This is a genomic window from Pedobacter sp. 05T44 (assembly GCF_056395985.1).
Window position 1 is genome coordinate 114758 of sequence record NZ_JBFTKO010000016.1, and the last position, 21239, is coordinate 135996.

At 35.6% G+C, this 21239-nt stretch carries 17 protein-coding genes and 2 tRNA genes; 7 read left to right on the forward strand and 12 right to left on the reverse strand.

Features of this window, described 5'->3' with window-relative positions; genetic code table 11:
* Nucleotides 1-66: 66 nt before the first annotated feature.
* On the reverse strand, nt 67-1077 hold the full coding sequence (locus AC1DDK_RS21075) for a LacI family DNA-binding transcriptional regulator (RefSeq protein WP_288884262.1): 1011 nt from the start codon (nt 1075-1077) through the stop codon (nt 67-69).
* Between the two features lie 208 nt (nt 1078-1285).
* Here AC1DDK_RS21075 and AC1DDK_RS21080 point away from each other — a divergent pair, with 208 nt between their 5' ends.
* From AC1DDK_RS21080 to AC1DDK_RS21100, 5 genes are all read left to right on the forward strand, one after another.
* Nucleotides 1286-2914 carry a sodium/sugar symporter gene (locus tag AC1DDK_RS21080; RefSeq protein WP_288884261.1) on the forward strand — a complete coding sequence of 543 codons (1629 nt, stop codon included), beginning with the start codon at nt 1286-1288 and terminating at the stop codon, nt 2912-2914.
* Nucleotides 2915-2955: 41 nt separating this feature from the next.
* Nucleotides 2956-3828 (forward strand): inositol oxygenase family protein, encoded by an 873-nt coding sequence (locus AC1DDK_RS21085; protein ID WP_288884260.1) that lies wholly within the window; start codon nt 2956-2958, stop codon nt 3826-3828.
* Between the two features lie 187 nt (nt 3829-4015).
* The gene (locus tag AC1DDK_RS21090) at nt 4016-6838 is read left to right on the forward strand and encodes a hypothetical protein (RefSeq protein WP_337717920.1); all 2823 of its coding nucleotides are present in this window, start codon (nt 4016-4018) and stop codon (nt 6836-6838) included.
* A 261-nt stretch (nt 6839-7099) separates the two neighbouring features.
* The gene (locus AC1DDK_RS21095; RefSeq protein WP_337717922.1) at nt 7100-7864 is read left to right on the forward strand and encodes a phage integrase SAM-like domain-containing protein; all 765 of its coding nucleotides are present in this window, start codon (nt 7100-7102) and stop codon (nt 7862-7864) included.
* A 696-nt stretch (nt 7865-8560) separates the two neighbouring features.
* Nucleotides 8561-10096, forward strand: coding sequence for a glycosyltransferase family protein (locus AC1DDK_RS21100; protein WP_477634031.1), 1536 nt, complete (start codon nt 8561-8563; stop codon nt 10094-10096).
* Between the two features lie 5 nt (nt 10097-10101).
* Here AC1DDK_RS21100 and AC1DDK_RS21105 read toward each other — a convergent pair whose 3' ends face one another.
* The 9 genes from AC1DDK_RS21105 to AC1DDK_RS21145 form a co-directional block, all read right to left on the reverse strand.
* Nucleotides 10102-11652: a hypothetical protein gene (locus AC1DDK_RS21105; RefSeq protein WP_337717926.1), complete on the reverse strand. Its 1551-nt coding sequence runs from the start codon at nt 11650-11652 to the stop codon at nt 10102-10104.
* Nucleotides 11653-11668: 16 nt separating this feature from the next.
* Nucleotides 11669-12097 (reverse strand): GtrA family protein, encoded by a 429-nt coding sequence (locus AC1DDK_RS21110; protein WP_430709636.1) that lies wholly within the window; start codon nt 12095-12097, stop codon nt 11669-11671.
* A gap of 356 nt (nt 12098-12453) precedes the next feature.
* Nucleotides 12454-13164, reverse strand: coding sequence for a TlpA family protein disulfide reductase (locus AC1DDK_RS21115; RefSeq protein ID WP_337717928.1), 711 nt, complete (start codon nt 13162-13164; stop codon nt 12454-12456).
* 60 nt (nt 13165-13224) lie between these two features.
* Nucleotides 13225-13491, reverse strand: a complete 267-nt coding sequence (locus AC1DDK_RS21120) for a hypothetical protein (protein WP_337717930.1) — start codon at nt 13489-13491, stop codon at nt 13225-13227.
* 525 nt (nt 13492-14016) lie between these two features.
* Nucleotides 14017-14652 (reverse strand): hypothetical protein, encoded by a 636-nt coding sequence (locus AC1DDK_RS21125; protein WP_337717932.1) that lies wholly within the window; start codon nt 14650-14652, stop codon nt 14017-14019.
* A gap of 246 nt (nt 14653-14898) precedes the next feature.
* Nucleotides 14899-16185, reverse strand: a complete 1287-nt coding sequence (locus AC1DDK_RS21130) for a hypothetical protein (RefSeq protein ID WP_337717934.1) — start codon at nt 16183-16185, stop codon at nt 14899-14901.
* Nucleotides 16186-16633: 448 nt separating this feature from the next.
* Nucleotides 16634-16707: transfer RNA gene (locus tag AC1DDK_RS21135), tRNA-Asn, on the reverse strand.
* A gap of 135 nt (nt 16708-16842) precedes the next feature.
* Nucleotides 16843-17961 carry an epoxide hydrolase family protein gene (locus AC1DDK_RS21140; protein WP_288884257.1) on the reverse strand — a complete coding sequence of 373 codons (1119 nt, stop codon included), beginning with the start codon at nt 17959-17961 and terminating at the stop codon, nt 16843-16845.
* A 252-nt stretch (nt 17962-18213) separates the two neighbouring features.
* Nucleotides 18214-18287: transfer RNA gene (locus AC1DDK_RS21145), tRNA-Asn, on the reverse strand.
* Nucleotides 18288-18427: 140 nt separating this feature from the next.
* Here AC1DDK_RS21145 and AC1DDK_RS21150 point away from each other — a divergent pair.
* Nucleotides 18428-19348 carry a PfkB family carbohydrate kinase gene (locus AC1DDK_RS21150; protein ID WP_337717936.1) on the forward strand — a complete coding sequence of 307 codons (921 nt, stop codon included), beginning with the start codon at nt 18428-18430 and terminating at the stop codon, nt 19346-19348.
* A 44-nt stretch (nt 19349-19392) separates the two neighbouring features.
* Here AC1DDK_RS21150 and AC1DDK_RS21155 read toward each other — a convergent pair whose 3' ends face one another.
* Entirely contained in the window at nt 19393-19629 is a 237-nt protein-coding gene (locus AC1DDK_RS21155) for a cytochrome b5 domain-containing protein (protein ID WP_172659317.1), read from the reverse strand.
* The gene (locus AC1DDK_RS21160; RefSeq protein WP_288884255.1) at nt 19629-20306 is read right to left on the reverse strand and encodes a lycopene cyclase domain-containing protein; all 678 of its coding nucleotides are present in this window, start codon (nt 20304-20306) and stop codon (nt 19629-19631) included. The genes AC1DDK_RS21155 and AC1DDK_RS21160 overlap by 1 nt, the downstream gene beginning before the upstream one ends.
* A 138-nt stretch (nt 20307-20444) precedes the next feature.
* Between AC1DDK_RS21160 and AC1DDK_RS21165 the strand changes: the two genes are divergently transcribed.
* Nucleotides 20445-20975, forward strand: coding sequence for an SRPBCC family protein (locus AC1DDK_RS21165; RefSeq protein WP_337717938.1), 531 nt, complete (start codon nt 20445-20447; stop codon nt 20973-20975).
* Nucleotides 20976-21239 lie beyond the last annotated feature (264 nt).

Genomic DNA, 21239 nt, shown 5'->3' on the forward strand with positions numbered 1-21239 from the left:
GGAATATTTACATGATCAGATCTTATTTATTCTTGTTAACCCATACAATAAACAAAAACGAACAAGCTAGCCGCAAGATGTTGATTCGCGCTTAATCAAGCGGGATTTTAAGATGTGGTTTTCATTTGGTTCAAAATACTTTTTTTCTAATATTTTGAATAAAATACCAGCTGCTTCTTTTCCAATTTCAAAAGCAGGCTGCTCAATTGTTGTAAGGGATGGATTTAAAAGAGGTGCAGTATTAAGATTGGAAAAACTTATTATTTTTAGATCTTTCGGGATATTTAGATTTAACTCGCGAGCAACATAATAACAGGGCAAAGCAAGCTCCTCGATTGAAGCAATAACAGCGTCTGGCTTCTGGTTCGATACCATGGCTTTTATATTTTCATAATTCTTGCTGGTATCTTTGTCGTAATGAACAATCATCTCATCAGTATAAAGCATATTGTACTTTTCTAAAGCCTTCAGATATCCGGCAAACCTATTTTTACCGGTCACCAGATTATTAAGTGCAAACAGATAGGCAATCTTTTTACAACCACATTCTATTAGATGACAAGTTGCATTGTAAGCACTTTCATAATCATCTGTTGTTATTTTTACGGCATCTATATCTTCAAAAACCCTATCAAAAAAAACAACCGGTATTTTCTTAACCAGCTCTTTAAAATGCTCATTATTATTTGTATTACTCGACACAGAAATCAATATTCCATCTACTCTGCCGCTTAACAGGCTATCAGTAAAAGCAATTTCTGTATCACTGTTTTCGTGGGTTTGATAGATCAATACATGATAATCGCGTTTCCTGGCTATTTCTTCAATCCCGTTTATGGCCAGCGAGAAGAAATTATTAGCAATCTCTGGAATAATAACGGCTATAGTTTTTGTTTTATGACTACGGAGGTTACTTGCAGATGGATTACGTTCATATTTTAACTTTTTAGCGAGGTCCCAAACCTTTTGCTTGGTTTCCAAACTAATTTCATAACTGTCATTTAATGCTTTTGAAACAGTGGCAATAGATATATTTAACTCTTTAGCTAGCGTTTTTACAGTTACAGTTCCCTTCATTTACATTTAAATTTGAAAGTTTTTGCCAATAACGGTGGGGTTTTTACTTAAACGTATTCGTAAATAAAATGCCTGCTTAATCTCAGATTTAATATTTTTATATACAGCTTTGATAAGTAAGACCACCTAAGGTTTTGCTTTTAACCAAATGTAATATAATTAATTTAACTCATTTATATGAGGGAAACTGATTTAGCGCAAACCAAATATGAATCATCTTGACATAGCCGATTATGTAGTTTTCTTTATTTATTTTATCGCGATAGCGGCCTATGGCTATTACATTTATCATAAGAAAAAAACCACATCCAGTAGTGCGAAGGATTTTTTTCTGGCAGAGGGTTCGCTTACCTGGTGGGCTATTGGGGCCTCATTGATTGCTTCAAATATTTCTGCTGAGCATTTCATTGGGATGTCTGGTTCTGGCTTTGCACTGGGACTTGCCATTGCTTCTTATGAGTGGATGGCAGCCGCAACACTGATCATTGTGGCTATTTTTATCATCCCGGTATACCTGAAGAACAAGATTTTTACCATGCCGCAATTCTTATCAAAGCGGTATAATGATCAGGTAAGCACCATTATGGCTGTATTCTGGTTGTTGGTGTATGTTTTTGTGAATCTTACTTCTATCATTTACCTGGGTGCATTAGCCATCTCTTCTATATCACCCATTAGCTTTGAGTGGAGTATTGTGGGGCTCAGCATCTTTTCTATGGTGGTCACTTTAGGGGGAATGAAAGTTATTGGCTATACCGATGTGATTCAGGTACTGGTCCTGATCTTTGGCGGTTTGATTACCACTTACCTTGCACTTTCTTTACTTTCCAGGGAATACGGATTTGGTGAGGATATTTTTAAGGGTCTGTCTATCTTAAGGAAGGAGGCTCCAGATCATTTTCACATGATATTTGATTCATCTGATAAATACTATAAGGAACTGCCGGGGTTGTCTGTACTAATTGGCGGCATGCTGATCAATAATCTGGCATACTGGGGCTGCAACCAGTACATTGTACAGCGTGCATTAGGTGCCGATTTAAATACGGCACGTAAGGGTATATTATTCGCAGCATTTTTAAAATTACTTGTACCGGTAATTGCCGTCCTTCCCGGAATTGTGATGTATGTGCTTCACAGTAAAGGCTTATTTGCTACAGAAATGTCGGATGGAGGTGTATTGAAACCTGATCATGCTTATCCAACCTTAATGAATTTATTGCCGGCAGGTTTAAAAGGCGTCGCATTTGCTGCCCTTACAGCGGCCATTGTTGCTTCATTGGCAGGTAAAGCAAACAGTATATCTACAATTTTTTCGCTTGACATTTATAAAAAATACTTCAACAAAACAGCCTCAGATAAAAAGATGGTTAATGTTGGTCGATGGGCGGTTGTGATTTCCATGCTGGTTGCGGCAATTGTAACACCATCCTTAAAATCACTTGATCAGGCTTACCAGTTTATCCAGGAATATGTGGGTTTTATTTCGCCGGGAGTACTGGCTATATTCTTGCTGGGCTTTTATTGGAAACGCACCACAACTGCGGCAGCTATGACGGGAGCACTGATTACAATTCCACTTTCAACTGTGTTAAAGTTTCTTCCTGTCTGGACAAATGGCGCTTTTCCGGATTATCCTTTCCTCGACAGAATGGCTATTGACTTTGTAGTCATTGTGATTCTAATGATTGTGATCAGTTTGAGCAAGCCTCAAAAAATTGCCAGTGAAAATGCAATTGAAGTGGATACCTCTATGTTTAAGATCAGCACTAGTTTTGCCATAGGCTCTATTCTTATTATGGGCATACTTACTGCTTTATATACAGTGTTTTGGTAAAAAAAATAGAATAAATAATTAACTATAAAAAATTAAGCATTATGAAAGAGTCAAGAAAAGAGGAACTATCTCCATTGTCTAGCCTCGATGTGTGGGAGGACGATGTATTAAAAAGATATCCGGAACCTGGTGTTCCTGAAAAAAAGAAAGAAGAATTTAGAAATTACGATAGCCCGGAAAATGATTCAGTACGCGAATTTTATCGTTTGAATCACAAGTACCAAACTTATGGAAATGTACTTGCAAAAAAAGCTAACTTTTTACAGTTTGATAAAAAAGAGATGCCATGGTGGGCCGCAATGGAATACCTGAATACATTAATTGATGATTCAGATCCCGACACATCACTTGATCAGTTACAACATCTATTACAAACTGCCGAAGCGATCCGTGCCGACGGACATCCGGATTGGTTTGTGTTAACCGGGTTTATACATGACCTTGGTAAGGTGCTCTGCCTTTTTGGAGAACCTCAGTGGAATGTTGTTGGTGATTCATTCCCAGTTGGCTGTAAGTTCTCTGACAAAATTGTGTATCCTGATTTCTTTTCAGACAACCCTGATAGTACAGATGAACGCTACAACACGAAATATGGGGTGTATACGCACCAATGTGGACTCGACAACATCCATATGTCATGGGGACACGACGAGTATCTATACCACATCACTAAAGATTACCTGCCGGAGCCTGCTTTATACATGATTCGCTATCACTCCTTTTACTCACAGCACCGTGAACACGCTTACGATCACCTGTTAAACGCTCACGATCAGGAAATGTTTAAATGGGTTGACAAGTTTAACCCTTACGATTTATATTCGAAAAGCCCTAAGCCTCCCGTTGTATCAGAACTTAAACCTTATTACGAAGATCTGATCGCCAAATACTTACCAGCAACGGTTAAACTTTAAACCAGCTGGTAAGTTATTTAAAAGAAGGTGTCCAAAAGAGTACTTCTATAGTACTCTTTTGGACACCTTCTTTTTTCTTTTTAACCGGTTCCTTCTTTTAATCCGGATTGCAATCGTCTCTTTTAAAAAAGATTGTGTATCAGTATCTTTATAAGAAATTAACTCATCTTAACCAGATACTCGAACTATGAAAACTAAGGCTGTTCATATTATAACAGGTATTTTTATTTGTGTTCTGCTCCACCTTTTCAACATTTCACCAGGTTGCTCTCAGACGCTTGCCAAACAAAATCTAAGTCAGATCATTGCTAAACTTAATACACAAAACGACAGTCTTTCGATAGAAAAACTTTACTTGCAAACCGACAAACCTACATATCTGGCTGGCGATACCCTGTGGTTCAAAGCTTATTTACTGAATGCTTCCTTTCTAACCTACTCAAATAAAAGCGCGGTCCTTTACCTGGAACTTTCAAATGATAGCAATCGGCTTATTCAACGAGTTATGGTTCCCGTAAACGGTGGAATGGCAAGCGGCTATATAGGATTAGACGCAGATATGACGCAAGGTGGGTATACCTTAACAGGATACACCAATTGGATGAGAAACTTTGATGAGAGTTATCTTTTTAAGAAACACTTTTATGTGGGTACCAATGCCGGATCGGAGTGGCTGATCAATTATAATGCACATTTAATAAAGGACAGCAGCAAAGACAAAATTGAAATGGGCTTAAAGATCACCCAGTTCGATAAAGCTCCTGTGGGGTTAAGAGAAATGCAGTTGAGTATTTCCGATGGTAAAAGAACATTGTTTAAAGACAAAGCTGAAACAAGTTTAGACGGCGCTTTAAAGTTAAGTTTCGATTTGCCTGATAAGGCTGACTCAAAAAATATCTCGCTTGTTGTCCACGATTTACGTAAAAGTCAGGGCAGTCGTAAGATTTCGATTCCAGTTATACTAAACAGGCCAGAAAAAGTAGACCTACAGTTTATGCCCGAGGGCGGAAAGCTGGTTGCAGGTCAGCAAACTAACATCGCCTTTAAGGCCTTAAACGAAGATGGATACGGAGCAGCTGTGTCAGGCAAAATTTACAACAACAAACAGCAGGAAATTACTTCCTTTACAGCTACACATTCAGGAATGGGCGTATTTAGTCTTGTACCTGAAAATGCGGAAATTTACACTGCCAGAATACAATTACCTGACGGGAAATACCAAACCTATCAACTCCCATCTGTTGAAAGTAGCGGCATAACCTTAAATGTAAACAATCGATTTAAAAGTGATTCATGTGATATAACACTTACACCCACCCCAGATATTGTTGCTGCCGATAAAACTTATTACCTGGTTGGTATGGCCAGAAATGTAGTTTGTTGGGGTGCATTGGTTAAATTCAATAAAGGCCCGTTTCAATTTACTTTAAATAAACAGGTCTTTCCAAGTGGTATAGTTCGCCTAATTTTAATGAACGAAAACAAAGTGGGGCTGAATGAACGTATGTTTTACAACGGTCGTGATGATCAGTTAAATATTCAATTGGAATCAGATAAATCTGAGTATCGGCAAAGGGATAGCATTTCTTTAAATATTAAAGTAACTGACAATCATGGTGAGCCCATACAAGGCAGTTTTTCTCTTGCAGTAACAGATAACGGACAGGTTAAAACAGACAGTATTGCAGAGCGCTCACTTGTAAGCCACATGCTATTAACTTCGGACTTAAAAGGTAATGTAGAAGGTCCCGGTTATTACGACGATGCTGCAATTCATCCTGAAAAATGGCAGCATCTTAATCATTTGCTGATGGCGCAAGGTTGGGCCGGTTACGATTGGAGTCAGTTATTTAAGCCGGTTAAGCCATTGGTCTATCCTGCTGAAGAGGAATTTTTAATAAAAGGCAAAGTTACCAATGCCTTCAATAAACCAGTGGCGAAATCTGCAATTACATTATTCTCAAAAAACCCATTACTTGTGCTAGAGAGTATTACTGACGATAATGGAAATTTTATTTTTAAAGGGATTGCTCCGATTGATACCCCTGCGTACTTTATAAGCGCTAAAAACAAGAGAGGAAAAAGCTTTAATGTTGGCATTGAAATGGATGAATTTAAAGCTCCTGTTTTCTCCCCAATTACCAATTCGATTGTGCCATGGTTTGTAAATATTGACACCGGCACCTATTTAGCTGTTAACAATCGGGTGGCTTTAAAAAAAGAACAATTGCGTGTTACCGGAGGTAATTTGCTTAAAGAGGTAGTTATTAATGCAAAAAAGGTTGTTAAAGGTTCCAAAAACTTAAATGGCCCTGGCGGTGCAGATATTATCATTGATGAAGGACAACTAAAAAAAGCCGGCAGAACTACACTTGGCGACCTCTTACGTAAGAACGTTAAGGGGTTCGGAATTAGAGTTAGCAAAACCGGCGAAACTTATTATAGTGTGTACACCACATTGCTTCACCTGGTTATCGATGGTGTAAATACTGAGTTTTTTATTTCGCCGGAAACACCACGATACCAATACCTCAAAGATATCTTTGATTATTACGATGCTGAAGAAATTAAAGGGATAGAAGTAATGGTGAGTGGCAAATATCAAATGAATTATACCAGTACTTACCTCAAACCACTAGATGTGCCATGGGACCATTCCTTTATTGAAGTAACTACCCGGGGTGGAAAAGGCCCTTTCCTAAAGAAAAGCGTTGGCACTTATCTATATAAACCAATGCCATTTATCACTTCAAAGGAGTTTTATAGTCCAAAATATACTGCAGGTAATATCACTGATATGTCGGATATACGTTCAACAATATATTGGACGCCAAATATCATTACGGACAAGGATGGCAAAGCAACAATTGGGTTTTATGCAGCAGATAATCCAGGAACTTATACCGTGATTGTTGAGGGAGCCGATTTACAAGGACACCTTGGTGTTAAGAGAAAACGGATCACTGTTAAAAGATGTCAGAATTGCCCACCACCCGCAATAGCTCCTTAGATACATTCTACAAAAAAAGCCCATTTCAATTAAGAAATGGGCTTTTAAATTTTGCTCCCTCTGCTGGGCTCGAACCAGCGACCCTCTGATTAACAGTCAGGCTACACTAGTATATCTTTATTTATATTTGTTTTTATATACGCTGTAATTCAAATAGTTATAAATATTTTACTTATCTTTATTATGTGATATTTGTACTTAATTTGACAATTTGTGTGCAAATTTTGTGCAAATGAACTCCAATTAAAACCTATTACTCTAATGAAAGAAGCAACAATTTCTCTCTATCATGACACAAGAAGGGTATTGGATGATGGAAATTATCCTGTCAAACTGCGTGTTTATTTTGGTATTGCCAAACTCTTTGAGACGGGCTCATCTCTAAGTAAAGAAGAATTTGAGCGTGCTTATAATGAACCTAGACCTCGTGGGCGCTACAAAGAAATACAAGTGGAACTAAAAGCTATTGAATCAAGAGCAGCAGAAATCATCAAAAATCTCCCCTCCTTTTCATTCGATCGATTCAAACGGGAGCTTTACAGGAATAAAACTAGTGTAAACAACATCATTGATCACTATAATGATTATATCACCGAATTAGGAAATTTAGAAAAGGAAGGAACTAAATCCAACTATCAATGCAGTATCAATTCAATTAAGTCCTTTGTTAATCAAGGGCGCAAAAATCCTGTAACTCAAATCGGGTTTGACAAAATTAATCCCTCATTCTTGAACAAATACGAAAACTGGATGATAGAAAGCGGCAATTCCAGAACTACTGTAGGAATTTATCTACGACCTCTACGCAAGATATTTAATGCGGCAATTGAGACCAGAGATATTGCCCCTGAACTTTATCCTTTTAAGCAATATAAAATCCCTACCGGGAAAAACACTAAAAAAAACCTGGAATCAGATGTATTGAAATCCCTATATACAGCTGATTTGCAGAATGACTGTCATCAGGAGAAAGCTAGAGACTTTTGGTTTTTTAGCTACCAATGTAATTGCATGTTTCGGCGATAATGGCCACACTTTCCGCATTTAAACTGACAATTGCTTTCGCTCGAACTTGATCACCATCTTTCGGGATAAAATGGCCGTTTCGGTGTCGTTAGGCAGATGTTTCCCTATCTTCTCGTCCGTGAGGTTTGATCGCGACCACCAAATTGCGGCCTCAGGAGGCTTATCTGTTCGGTTGATTAGGGAGAACTCCATTCAATTCTTTTTGTGGCTGAGAGTAGCTTATATAAAGCCGGATGAAAATGTCGAGTCGATACAGTATTGCGTATAGAAAAAGTTGATGGGTTATATTTGACTTTCAGTCGAGATAATTTTTTACCAAGGTCCGGCAATCGTTCATCTGGCCATTTTGACCCGAAATGAATCGGCCACTTTAAGTGAAATACCCACTTTGAAACACAACTGATGGCTTCAATCACCTTTTATTTGCCGCTCAATCCTAGACCCTTTCGGAGTCGAGCACCACAAATTGGTTTGTAAGGTTTGCCTGTCCCCCCTTTACGGTGGACCTACCACCATCTTTTTAACAGCATGTATTCGGCAATGAACACTTCAAGCTCACTAGTCGGTAAGATATAATACAGGATTTTCGGCAATTCCTAATTGCCATTTTCTCTTCAGTTTTATTTTCCGATTACAACATTACAAGTAGCTTGTAAAAGCGCGGTTTTTTAAATAGATTACATAATATTTTTTAACATGACCTTATCTAAATTAATGCCTCAATTGAAAACTAACATCGCAATTAAGAATTCCGGTTTGTTTTTCTATTTAATTTGTGTATTCTATCTTTTGGTTGCATTCAAGAGTTCAGGGTATCATCAGGAAGATGAACACTTTCAAATTATCGAGTTCGCTAATTATAAACTAGGGCTAATCCCTGATTATAAGTTGGCTTGGGAATTTCCTGCACAAATAAGACCCACATTGCAACCTGCTATTTGTTTTGCGTTGTTTAAACTTTTTGGATATTTTAATATAACAAATGGCTATGACCTAACCTTATTGTTGAGAATTTTGACCGCAATTTTCTCACTGGCCACTATCAGGGTCTTTATAAATCAATACAAGGTTAATCTTACGGACAATCTTCATTCATACTTTGTCTTCATTTCATATCTATTGTGGTTCATACCATTTATAAGCGTAAGGTTTTCATCGGAAACCTTGTCTGGTTTATGCTATATCATAGCACTAACATTAATACAAAATTCAAAGCTGAAAGATCAAACAAGCAAGTATTTTTTAGTTGGGACTCTGTTGGGATTTTCGATATTATTTCGGTATCAGTCTGGCCTTTTATGTCTTGGAATATTTACTTGGCTTGTTTATATAAAAAAACTCAACCTTAAAACCCTGCTCACATTTTGCTTATCCATTGTTATAATTCTTGCATATGGAATTTTGATTGATAAATGGTTTTATGGTGAATTTGTGCTCTCAATTTATAATTATTTTTATGTTAATCTTGTCGAAGGGGTTTCCTCTAGATTTGGAGTTTCACCTTGGTATGAAATAGTTCTTTATATTATAAAGTCTCCTGGTCCTATTGGAATTTTAATTTTCCTTTCATTTTGGGTGATTTTACGATATCACCAGACCAATTTGTTGCTTTGGTCTATAATCCCATTTTTAATTGTTCACAGTATTATTCCTCATAAGGAATTAAGGTTTCTATTTCCGATTGCTTATTTAGTGCCTTATTTTCTTGTTCTTAGTTATCAGACGATAATGGAAAAAATGTCTACTAAGTTTATAACTAGTACTTTGTTCAGAAAGCTGATTTCACTTGCTTTAATTTTTCTTGGTATCGTAAATTTTACTGGGTTAATAGCGATTTCTACAACAAGCGCTGGTAGAATAAAAACTTCAGTAACAGAATACATAGATAGACATTATCCAAAAGATAAAATAAACTTAATCCTCTTCGGTAATGTTAGTCCTTACATAGACTGGGATCCATTAAGGAATTCTTACTACAATAGCTTTGGAATCAGCAAAATTCGCGTGAATGCAAAGCAGGGCAGTAATTTACTAGCGTATAAAAAAAAAGGCATGATTAATTTACTAATTATTGACGACCAAAGTATTAATGAAGGTAGATTTAATTTTTCAGAAAGATTTAATTTAGTTGAGGTTTATCAAAATATCCCCCTTTTAACAAAAGAAATTTTCAAAATATACAATCCCGATCTAAATAATTTCGGGTTAAGGGTATACGAGTTTACTGATTAAAAAATTTAGTCTCCATTTTTTTTAATTTGGAGTATAAATCCTGTGCCTGGGTTTGTAAAGTCGTATTTAACAATCGCCTTATTTTCTGTTTTTTGCTCCCAAGGGTCAATTAAATAATAGAACTCAACTGGTTTTTCTATGAAAAAATGATTGTCAGTGAAATCTTCTAAAATGCCAGTTTTGTTTTTTTTTAAAAAGTCAATTAGACTTTCCTTTGGTAGGAAATGTTCGGAGGTTTCTATTTGATCATTGCCTATATAGAATTTTGTCGCCCTCATAGGCCTTGTGGATGTACTTAAAACAGCAATTTGTATGTAAGAAATAACGATGAAAGCAATAAAGAAAGAAAGGAGTAGCGGAATTGATTTTAATGGGTCTTTGCTGACATTATAACTTAGATAGAAAGCAATTATAATATATATTATAAGATAGTATCTAAAGGATGAAGTAAGTGTATATAAATTTAGTACTCCACAATAGCTCATAATCAAAAATACAATTATGCTATGGGAATTGTTATTAAAATCTTTATACATAAAAACTCCTAAATAAAATATAAATACAGCTGAGCAACTGAGCATCGTAATTTGAAAAACGGGAGAAATTTCGTATGAATATACTTGAAGAAATAACTTGTACGCAGAAAGCACTTCGATGAATGCCCTTCCATGAAAAATGCTGAACATTAGCAGAGACAAAGTCAATACACCCTTAATTACCAACTGCGGTATCTTTAATAGATTTATTTTGATGTCCCATAGTACGACTTTTCTAAATAGTAGAACCTCAAGATACATTACCAAAATTATTATGAAGGGGAGAGTGAAGTTTGTGACAGTATTAAAATGATCGAAAGCATATCTCATAGCTAGAAAAAGACATAGCATGTTAACGAAGTTAATCGCCAGTATTATCAGGAGAGCCTTATGGGACGAAGACCTATGGTATAATGTCCAAAATAGTAGAGCAGCAAAACAGGAAACTGATATTGATGAAAAAATTAAATGATTGTAAGTGCCAATCACATTTACCAAGAAAAAAATGATAGTCCAAAATTTGTTTTCCGCCTCCTTTTTTTGCAACAGCTCCCATAATGATAAGAAGAGTATGCTAAATAAGAACAATGTGAAGGTATTAACTTCCCAGGCTATTCTCGGCGAAAGCACATAGAGAGAGGATTGACTCAAAATGATAAGAAAGAAAATGAACCAATTTCTCTGTTTTTTTTTAATAAATGTAAATCCTAAAACTAGAAGACCAATACAATTGAAGACAACGCTGGGAATCCTCAATTGGATGATTCCCAGTCCAAAGATTTTAAAACTAAGGTCTGCTACCAACGCCTGGAGCATACCTGTATAGTAGTTCATTCCGTTCAGATTATGAATACCCACTTTACTAATTTCGTTGGCCTTTAACCCTGACCAAGCTTCATCACCGTGTAAACCGGGTGCTATTCCTAAGTTAACTGACCAAATAATTAAAAAATATAAGCAAAGTACAAGAATGAGATAGGGATGGCAATTAAAATTATTTTTTTTAGAAAACACTTGCATTTTGGTGGATTGGAAATTATGAAATGTTAGAAATATTATTAACGCTAACTCGAAATGTGAGAAAGTAATTAGCCATAAAGTTCCATCCAAAAACTACAATAACGGCTAAAGATTTACTATAATAAAAATCAAAATGCATAATATTAAGCAAAACATAGACTATTGCTGAATTGATTATAAGACCAACAATAGATATCCAGAAGAAAGAAATATATTTTTTGAGATCTATTTTTCTATTGTTGAATGTCCAGCAGTTGTTAAGTAGATAATTGTTTGTTGCAGCAAAGATAAATCCAGCAATATTTGCAATGTAAATATTTGATTTAAAATAATTTATAAAAATCCATGTAGTTCCAAAATCAATGATTAGGCCTATAAACCCTACAATTGCAAATCGAAAAATCTTGAACAGAAAAAAATTAAAATCAGTAAATTTATTAAACATGAGAGCAATGATTATAGTAATCGTTAAGTTAATTTTTTACCTTTAAAAATGCAACTGTTTTTTATCAATATAGGTCACTAAGTAATACGACATAATTTATCCATGCAATTGAAGTTTCATTTGACTACTTAGAGATAAACGCTGGGTGCGTTTCAAGTGGGAATATTTAACAAATTTTGAATATGTGGTTGAGCAAACATGTAAGTAAGCACCCGGTTTAATAGTATCAGCAAGTAGATAATAATTTAAATCGCGCATTGAGTAACTTAGTAGATAATATCTTAAATCATTTATCTTCCCGATAAATTTTTTATTTGACAATCTTATCTTAAAAAATAAAATTGATAAACAGTAGACTATTTTGCAAAGGCATCTTCTAAGGTCTTTAACATTGTTGGACTAAGCAAACCTGGTAATATAGTCGATATGCGATTATTTTTATCAATAATGACATGCATCGGATAAAAATCAACCTCAAAGGTTTTGGTATATTTTTGGCCATCCATAATATATCTTAATTTGTTCTTTCTTTTAGCTAAAAACTTTTTTATAGCCTCATCATCGTCATATCCAATAGCTAAAAAATTTACATTAGGATATTTTTTAGCTAATAATTCAATGGCTCCCAACTCATCAATACAGGGTTTGCAAGACAATCCCCAAAAATTAATATAAGTCACTTTTGCATTATGATCATTAAAATTGATTTTCTTTTTTTTGAAGTCCACCAAAGTCTTTACTGGAGAAACTTTATTTAAGTAATTAAAAATTGTATTTTTTTTTCGTTCTAACTTAAAAAGTTTATCCTCATTTACAAACCGTAAAGAGTACATGTATTTTGATGTGTTTACAGAGTCATTAAACTGATTAAGTGAAATTTCATGATCATTTGCTAAATAAAATCTTGCATTTTTTGTTTCATCACTAACTGGGCTACTTCCATGAATGACTTCGTTTCTTGAAAAAGATATAGTCGCTTTATCATTATCTATTTTTTTTTCCTGACTAACACCAGCTATTGATAGTGTAGAAAGAAATAGGAGAAAGTAGATTTTTAATTTGATCATCGGTTCTTTTTTTATACTTAAATTTAATAATAATAGTAAGAAGCAAGCAAATCTATTTGATTATATTATTTTACAATACATGGACAGTACAAGGTTGGCATGAGCAAGTCCATGTATATGAATTTGTAGTTTGATTATAAGTTCCCTTAACAATGCAGTTCGTGCATGTTCCTCTGCAAGTATAATATACAGTCGTTCCACCCCCTGAGCTACCTCCAGAGCTGCCCCCTGAATTACCTGGGTTAGGCGGATTACCAGAGCCCCCCGAACTGCCCCCTGAGCTACCACCAGAGCTACCACCCGATTCACCAGACTGTAGGTACACATTTTGAATTACTTTGATTGATTTTGAGTTATTAACCCGTGAAAGATTTCCTTTAAAGGCAACGAAATTTTTTACTATTCCTGACGAAGTTTTATAATATACAACGGCTGCATATCCCGTCCGCTCATTAAAATATTCAATGTTAGTTATTTCTATATCTGAGCTTTTAAGTTTGGGGTCATCCAACATTTGTAAGCTTGTAAATATTAAAGATCTTTCTGATCCTATTATTTCGCCACTAGGTGCTTTAAGATTTATAATATCGCCATCAGCGTTCTCAAATTTACTCTCCTTCTTACAGGAATACAAAGTAATAATCGTTATAACGATCAACGATCCTAGCGAGAAAATTATTGATCTAAGTTTTTGATTTTTCATAATTCATTTGATTAATATTTAGGGCTTGCTTCTTAATATTTTAAAATTTCACTATAGTTTTTGACATTAATCTAAATTGTTAAATGACAAACCAGTGGATAATTTCATTCTCATATAAACCAATAACAAGTGTGCGATTTGTATTTTGGTTATTTTTCGACCTTAAAAAGGCATGCTTGACATGGCCCACAGCTATACGCCACATCTCCATTACTCGCTGGAGGTCCTGTTGTTAATTTGCACGGGTTTGGTGAACATGTTCCTACGCAACTATATTTGATCGCTCCACCACCACCTGAAGTTCCACCCCCAGAGCTGCCCCCCGAACTGCCTCCTGAGCTCCCTCCCGAACCGCCTCCTGAGCTCCCTCCCGAACTGCCTCCAGATTCGCCACTCGTAGTCATCATAGTATTATTAACATTAATAAATTTTATACCTCGGTCAGTCAGGATATAAGGGGTTCCTTTGGAAATCCCATAACTACCGGTTTCTCCCTTGATTGTTTTAAATTCAACAATTGCAACAAATCCTACCTTCACTTTCTCATATTTAATTGAAGTAATCTCAACTTCAGATTCTCGAAGCGAAATTTTAGATAGCTCAGCTGCATTGATTTTTAACTGTTTTTCTGAGCCAATAGAAAGTCCATTAGGTGCAATTAAGCTAATTTTTTTCCCATCTGATGTGGTTATTTCAGATTTGCTACAGGAATATATTGTTATTACGCTAATGATCAACAGTAAAAATATTGATAAATAAATAAATTTGGTTTTGGTCTTTTTCATGTTTTCTTTTTTGTGCACACTTGTTATCGAATTATTTATTAATCTCCTTTAGTTACCTAATGAGTGTTAATTGGTAACTTTAAGACTTTATTCGCTCCTGTATCTACCTTTTTTGATTGGACTCCCTCCATTTGAGCTTTGTAAAAACTACTTAGTGTGATATTATTTATCTGGTAATTAAGTGTAAAGACAAATTGGTTTAAAACAATGATTGATAGAAAAGCACCAAGAAGGAGTTTATTTCTTTTACTTTTCATTTTGCGATCCATTAGTGTTTTCATTTTCTCTTTCCATAATCATCTGTCTTAGTTCGTATTTTAGCGAGCTACTGTCTTGCCATACTTTAATTTGTTTAATCCCAAGGACGAAAAGAGAAAAAAAATATAATGTAGCAGGAATTAGGAAAAATCTATTTTTAGAAATTAAGTTCTCAAGAATAACTGAGAGTATAAAGAATATGCCTATTGTTGAAACATAGATATAACGATCTGCAATTATTGCATGTCTGGATATTGGGATAACATGTAAGACAGTTGTAAGATGAATAACAAAAAAACTAATTCCGAATAGAATCCATCGCTGTTGCAAATAATGATAACCTGCATAAACAATTATAATAAACAATCCCAAATATGACCAGAACCATAAAGGCATTAAAGTGCCCGGTAAATTGGGAAACGGATACAAATAATTCAGATCTATTGGTAACAAGCATTTATATGCGTACTGTAATAGAGAATAACACGCGAATGATATATTCTGATAAAAAGGATATTTCGCTTCAGCTGAGAGTAAACCTTCGCCACTTGCTTCTTGAGATAGCAATGTAATTATGGCAAAGTAAGCCGAAATTATAAAAAAGGGAATTTTTTCGTAGAAAATTACTTCAAGCGTCAGGCTTCTTTTAACTATGAAATCCAAAAACAAGAGACATAATGGTAATATCACCGCTTGTTCTTTTGCTCCAAACGAGAAGATAAAGAGTATCAAAGCAATACTATAATACCTTAATTGCCTTTGTTCCATATACTTGATATAACTCAATAATGAAAGCAGATAAAAAAAAGCATAAAGAACTACTTTTGAAGCAGACAGCCAAGCAACCGATTCCACCATAATGGGACTAATTCCAAAAAAAAGAGCAGTAAGAAAAGCAATCCTAAATTTGTTTCCCTTACTAGGATCAACCGTCAAATTAGTGATGGCTAATATTATTCTGAGTACCAACAGTGTGTTTGCTATATGTAACAGGATACTAAATAAATGAAATGCTTTAGAATCATATCCAAATACTGAATAGATGATGGTGTAATATATTTGGTTGATAGGAGCATATTGACCATGATAAAAGTGAAAAAAAATATCATGTATATTGGATGTATTAACTCCACTGATCGTATATACATTTTTAACAACCCATTGATCATCCCAATTAGTTTGGAATCCGTTAAATATTGCACCACAATACAAGAGCCCTGTTATTAGCATTAGAACAGTATCTGCAATTAATAGCCTTTTAAAAGTATATCTCATAAGCATAAATAAAATCACATGAAATATTCAACTTTATTTGTTTAGTTGAATACTGTATAGTAATAGATTCAGATTATGAAAAAAGTATTTACCAAGCGAGATCTCGCCTATATTACGAGGAAATAAAATACATGAAAATGCCATATTGAKAGGTTAATTTATTTGGTTAATATCAAAAATAGTTCTTTAAAATAAAAAAACAAATTTTCTTTAAAAAAAGTGAAAAAAATTGTCCCCCCATCGTTAGAGAGTTAAATAAATATCAATAAAATAATATTTAACGGTGCTAGCCGGTTCAAGGGTGTTTGTTTCTCCAGATGATGAAATGATAGATTTACTCCACAAGTTTTGTGGATTGATCCAATCATTCCGCTCCATTATTGTGTGCAAATTTTGTGCAAATAGAAAAGCCTCACTTTTACAGTGAGGCTAACTCTCTCATTTTGAGCTCCCTCTGCTGGGCTCGAACCAGYGACCCTCTGATTAACAGTCAGATGCTCTAACCAGCTGAGCTAAGAAGGAGTCTGGCCTTCCAAAAACACTTCTAATTTGTCCTTAAGGACGCATAGCATTTTTGTTTTGGGAATGCAATATTAGGGATTTTAATTATACCATACAATACTTTTCCTAAAATGTTATCTCTTTCATTAGCGCGTACTAAGCAATACTGTAAAAGAAGTCTCTTAGTTCTTCAGCAAAAACATCAGGCACCTCCAGGGCAGCAAAATGTCCACCTTCTTTCATTTGCCTAAAGCTAACCACATTAACAAAACGTTCGGCCCATTCTTTTGGGAATTGTGCTTCTCTTGGGAATACTGCTACACCTGCAGGCACATTACTTTTCTGTAATGGTTCTGCACCGCTCCATTGTGCCATAGCATCCATTTTGTACATCCTGGCAGAAGTACCTATCGTTTGCGTTACCCAATAGATCATGATGTTAGTGAGCAGTTCATCCCTTCCACCAAATGCCTTTTCTAAAATCTCAGGAGAAGCCCCAGCGTTGCCGAAACTGAGTATCCAGGCAGCAAGTGCGGCAGGAGAATCGTTTAAACCGTAGGCCAGCGATTGTGGTTTGGTAGATTGTACCATAGCATATGCACCTTCGCTGTACCACCACTGTTGCACAAACTGCGCAAATTGCTTCTCAGCTTCTGTCATGGTATTGGGATCCTCCTGTCCCATAGGATAACCAACATCTGTAAAATGTACACCAGCAACTACTTCGGGATATTTAGATGCAAGGGCTTTAGTAACGCTCATACCTACGTCGCCCCCAGCTGCATAAAATTTATGATAACCAAGATTTTCGGTCATCAATACTTTCCATAAATCTGCAACTGCTTCATTGTGAACTGCATTTTTTTCAGAGAATCCGAAGCCTGGAATGGATGGAATGATCAGGTCAAAACTTTGATTGCCTTCTGTTAATAGTGGAATGATTTTGTGAAAACGATAATAACTATCCGGCCACCCGTGGGTCAACAGAAGAGGCTTGGAATCTTTGCCTTTCCCCTTGATGTATTGAAAATGAATTTTCATGCCATTCACATCTGTAGTATATTGCGGGTATTTATTAAGCTCAGCTTCTTGTTTGCGCCAATCGTACTTATTGATCCAATAGTCCACTAATTCTTTAAGATAAGTTTCACTTGTGCCAAAATTCCAGCCAGAGCCTTCTGCTTCACCCGGCCAACGGGTATTTTTTAAACGATCTTTTAGATCATCCAACACTGACGGAGGAACCGATAAATTAAATGTTTCTAGGTTTTTCATGGTTGAGGTTTTTTATGGTTTGCTAATGACAGATTGAGGTCTATTCTCCTTTCATTAATTGCAAATTGCTAATAACATTTTAATGTTTAAAGTTTTTTGTTAGAATCTGGGAATAGTTAAAATACCACATTTTGTATTTTTTTAGCGCTGGTTATAAAGCCATTAAGTCAGAAAGTGAATAGAAAAGATTGTAACTGGGGACGGGGCAAAAAAAATGGGCAAACTAGAATTTCTTCTGCTTGCCCATTTCTGCTCCCTCTGCTGGGCTCGAACCAGCGACCCTCTGATTAACAGTCAGATGCTCTAACCAGCTGAGCTAAGAAGGAGTCTGGTCGTCCAAAAACGCTTCTGATGTGTTCCTAGGAACATAATATCTTGTTCGTTTTGGGAATGCAATATTAGGGGTTTTAATTTATTTATGCAATATTTGCAGAGAAAAAATTTAAAAAAAACTCAATTATTTCATATGAGCCTGATAATCATAGGTACTGTAGCTTTTGACGCGATCGAAACTCCCTTCGGAAAGACAGATAAAATAGTAGGTGGTGCCGCAACTTATGCAAGTTTAGCCGCTTCTTACTTCTACAATAAAGTAAAAATTGTTGGTGTTGTGGGCGATGACTTCCATAAAGAGGACATAAATACGTTTACCCAACATGGAATTGATACCGAAGGACTGCAAATAAAAGAGGGAGAAAAGTCTTTCTTTTGGTCTGGAAAATATCACAACGACATGAATAGTCGCGACACCTTAGTTACCGAACTTAATGTACTGGAGAATTTCGATCCCATTATCCCTGAGAGCTACCAGGACTGCGAATACTTAATGTTAGGTAATCTTACTCCAATTGTCCAGCAGACTGTCATCAAACGCCTTAAAAACAAGCCTAAGCTAATTGTTTTAGATACAATGAACTTTTGGATGGACATTATGATGCCAGATCTTTTAGAAACACTTAAAATGGTAGATGTTCTTACTATCAATGATGAGGAGGCGCGTCAACTTTCCGGAGAATACTCATTAGTTAGGGCATCTCAGAAAATTTTGGCAATGGGTCCTAAATACCTGATCATCAAAAAAGGCGAACATGGCGCTCTATTATTCCATGAGGATAAAATTTTCTCAGCCCCGGCATTGCCATTGGCTGAAGTATTTGATCCAACCGGTGCAGGAGATACATTTGCAGGCGGATTTATTGGTTACATGGCTAAAGTAGGAACAGTGAATTTCAACAACATGAAGAATGCAATAATCTTTGGCTCTGCCCTTGCTTCTTTCTGCGTAGAGAAATTTGGAACAGAAAAAATCATTAACCTAACGTCTGAAGAAGTTGCTGCACGTGTTCAGGAATTTGTGACTTTAAGTTCATTCACAATAGAATCATAAAACTTGATTTAAGTACATAAAGAAGCACTATAACCAGAGCTCCTTTATGTACTTAATTTGCCTATTGCCTTAAACTTCTCAAATACGGCTTCTGTATGAGGGGCGTCTGGCAGCTCATCTGTCAAATCCTGACCCGCCCAATGTTCATAATGCTTGCCATTCCTCCAAAGCCTGCTTTCTGTTACATCGTAAATAATACCTCTGTACGCAACCCAGATCTGTGGCTTATCCTGGCCATTTCGTAATGCAAGCTGTTGCTTTGTATAAATTGGCAGCTCCATTATGCTTTGCTTTTACTTTTAACCACTTCAAATAAGTAAACACTTACCAGAAGATTACTCATGAGGTAAAAGAAATTTTCGAATGGAATTACCCCCAACTTTAATTTAATGGTTTCTTCAAATACATAGGTAAGGATTGGTAAGCCCCCAATAAACAGATATAACAAGCAGAAGGGAATAAGCAGTACTACATATGCTCTGTAAAACTTATACATAAACCTGAGGCTGTTCACATACTCTACGTAAAAAAGCGAAAGAAACAACACAGAAAAAGTAATAACACTATACAATTTAGTATGTGTAAAAAACAACATTGCTATGAGCACGCCCAATAATAAATTACTTACAGACAGGCTAAACCTCTCCAGATTATTTTTCGGAAAGCGTGCATTCAAAACCACATAAATATTTAACCCGGCAAAGGCTAATATAAATTGAAACAAGACCTCTTCAATTGGCAATTGAAGAATATGAGCTCCAACAGTATACTCATCATTAAATATGGATACTTTGAATTGATTAAAGATCAATGCAACAACTGAAAAAAACAGTCCGGAAACCAATACTGCAGGAATCATTGGCTTCCAACTCCTGATTGGATTGGCCTTTTTATCCAAAGTCAACAAAAATGATAAAAGAAGCAGCGCCAGATTGATCAATAAATAGTAATAATTCATGTATAGAAATAAATTCAGCTCAAAAATATGATTTTGACCCAGTTAAACAACCTTATCTCCTATCTATATATTCTAAGAATTAATTGTTTGCCCAATAAAACTTTTTAAGTTAATTTTAAGTAACCAAAACAAATAAAAATGAAAATAATTAAAGTTTTAGCGGGCATTATTGTAGTAATTATTGCCCTCTTCTTTATCATTGGTTTCTTCCTTCCTAAAACTTACAGCGTAAGCAGATCCATTGAAATTAACAAACCCGACAGTATAGCTTATCAGAAAATGCTAAATTTTAATGATTTCGGCTTATGGAATCCATGGATGCAAATGGATAAGGCAGCAAAACATACAGTAACAGGCGATGGTGTTTCTGTTGGGTCTAAGTTTAACTGGGAAGGAAAAGAGGTTGGAACCGGAAGTATCACAATTGAAAAGCTTAATCCAAACAAGCAGATCGACGAAAAACTGGAATTCATTAAACCTTTCCAAAGTACAGCAATTACATCATTCTATTTTGAGCCCACAGCTAATGGCGGCACAAAGGTAACTTGGGACTTTAGAGGTGAAAATACATCGATCTTCTCAAGATGGATGTCACTGGCATATGATTCTATGATCGGAAAAGATTATGAAAAAGGCTTAGCAAACTTAAAGGCCTTTGTAGAAAAGTAAATTTGATMCATAAAAAAGGGCGCATAAATGCCACGAATGGTCGGAAGATTAACTCTTCCGACTTTTTTTTATTTTTAGGCAAGCTTAATTTTGTTTCAACTATCTGATTATCAATTATTTATTTGCAATTCTCGTTGGTTTTAAGTATATTAAATGCTGTAAATCAATAAGATATGGCTATTTTTAAAGATCATAATATCACTGTAAAACAACTCTTGGGCTTCATTCCCGAGGCGCTGATCGCAAATTTGTCGCTTACTACCA

Bases quoted from the DNA above. Each gene is read 5' to 3' on its own strand.
- AC1DDK_RS21075 (WP_288884262.1), bottom strand. From the start codon at position 1,077: ATGAAGGGAACTGTAACTGTAAAAACGCTAGCTAAAGAGTTAAATATA.
- AC1DDK_RS21080 (WP_288884261.1), top strand. From the start codon at position 1,286: ATGAATCATCTTGACATAGCCGATTATGTAGTTTTCTTTATTTATTTT.
- AC1DDK_RS21085 (WP_288884260.1), top strand. From the start codon at position 2,956: ATGAAAGAGTCAAGAAAAGAGGAACTATCTCCATTGTCTAGCCTCGAT.
- AC1DDK_RS21090 (WP_337717920.1), top strand. From the start codon at position 4,016: ATGAAAACTAAGGCTGTTCATATTATAACAGGTATTTTTATTTGTGTT.
- AC1DDK_RS21095 (WP_337717922.1), top strand. From the start codon at position 7,100: ATGAAAGAAGCAACAATTTCTCTCTATCATGACACAAGAAGGGTATTG.
- AC1DDK_RS21100 (WP_477634031.1), top strand. From the start codon at position 8,561: ATGACCTTATCTAAATTAATGCCTCAATTGAAAACTAACATCGCAATT.
- AC1DDK_RS21105 (WP_337717926.1), bottom strand. From the start codon at position 11,652: ATGCAAGTGTTTTCTAAAAAAAATAATTTTAATTGCCATCCCTATCTC.
- AC1DDK_RS21110 (WP_430709636.1), bottom strand. From the start codon at position 12,097: ATGTTTAATAAATTTACTGATTTTAATTTTTTTCTGTTCAAGATTTTT.
- AC1DDK_RS21115 (WP_337717928.1), bottom strand. From the start codon at position 13,164: ATGATCAAATTAAAAATCTACTTTCTCCTATTTCTTTCTACACTATCA.
- AC1DDK_RS21120 (WP_337717930.1), bottom strand. From the start codon at position 13,491: ATGTGTACCTACAGTCTGGTGAATCGGGTGGTAGCTCTGGTGGTAGCT.
- AC1DDK_RS21125 (WP_337717932.1), bottom strand. From the start codon at position 14,652: ATGAAAAAGACCAAAACCAAATTTATTTATTTATCAATATTTTTACTG.
- AC1DDK_RS21130 (WP_337717934.1), bottom strand. From the start codon at position 16,185: ATGAGATATACTTTTAAAAGGCTATTAATTGCAGATACTGTTCTAATG.
- AC1DDK_RS21140 (WP_288884257.1), bottom strand. From the start codon at position 17,961: ATGAAAAACCTAGAAACATTTAATTTATCGGTTCCTCCGTCAGTGTTG.
- AC1DDK_RS21150 (WP_337717936.1), top strand. From the start codon at position 18,428: ATGAGCCTGATAATCATAGGTACTGTAGCTTTTGACGCGATCGAAACT.
- AC1DDK_RS21155 (WP_172659317.1), bottom strand. From the start codon at position 19,629: ATGGAGCTGCCAATTTATACAAAGCAACAGCTTGCATTACGAAATGGC.
- AC1DDK_RS21160 (WP_288884255.1), bottom strand. From the start codon at position 20,306: ATGAATTATTACTATTTATTGATCAATCTGGCGCTGCTTCTTTTATCA.
- AC1DDK_RS21165 (WP_337717938.1), top strand. From the start codon at position 20,445: ATGAAAATAATTAAAGTTTTAGCGGGCATTATTGTAGTAATTATTGCC.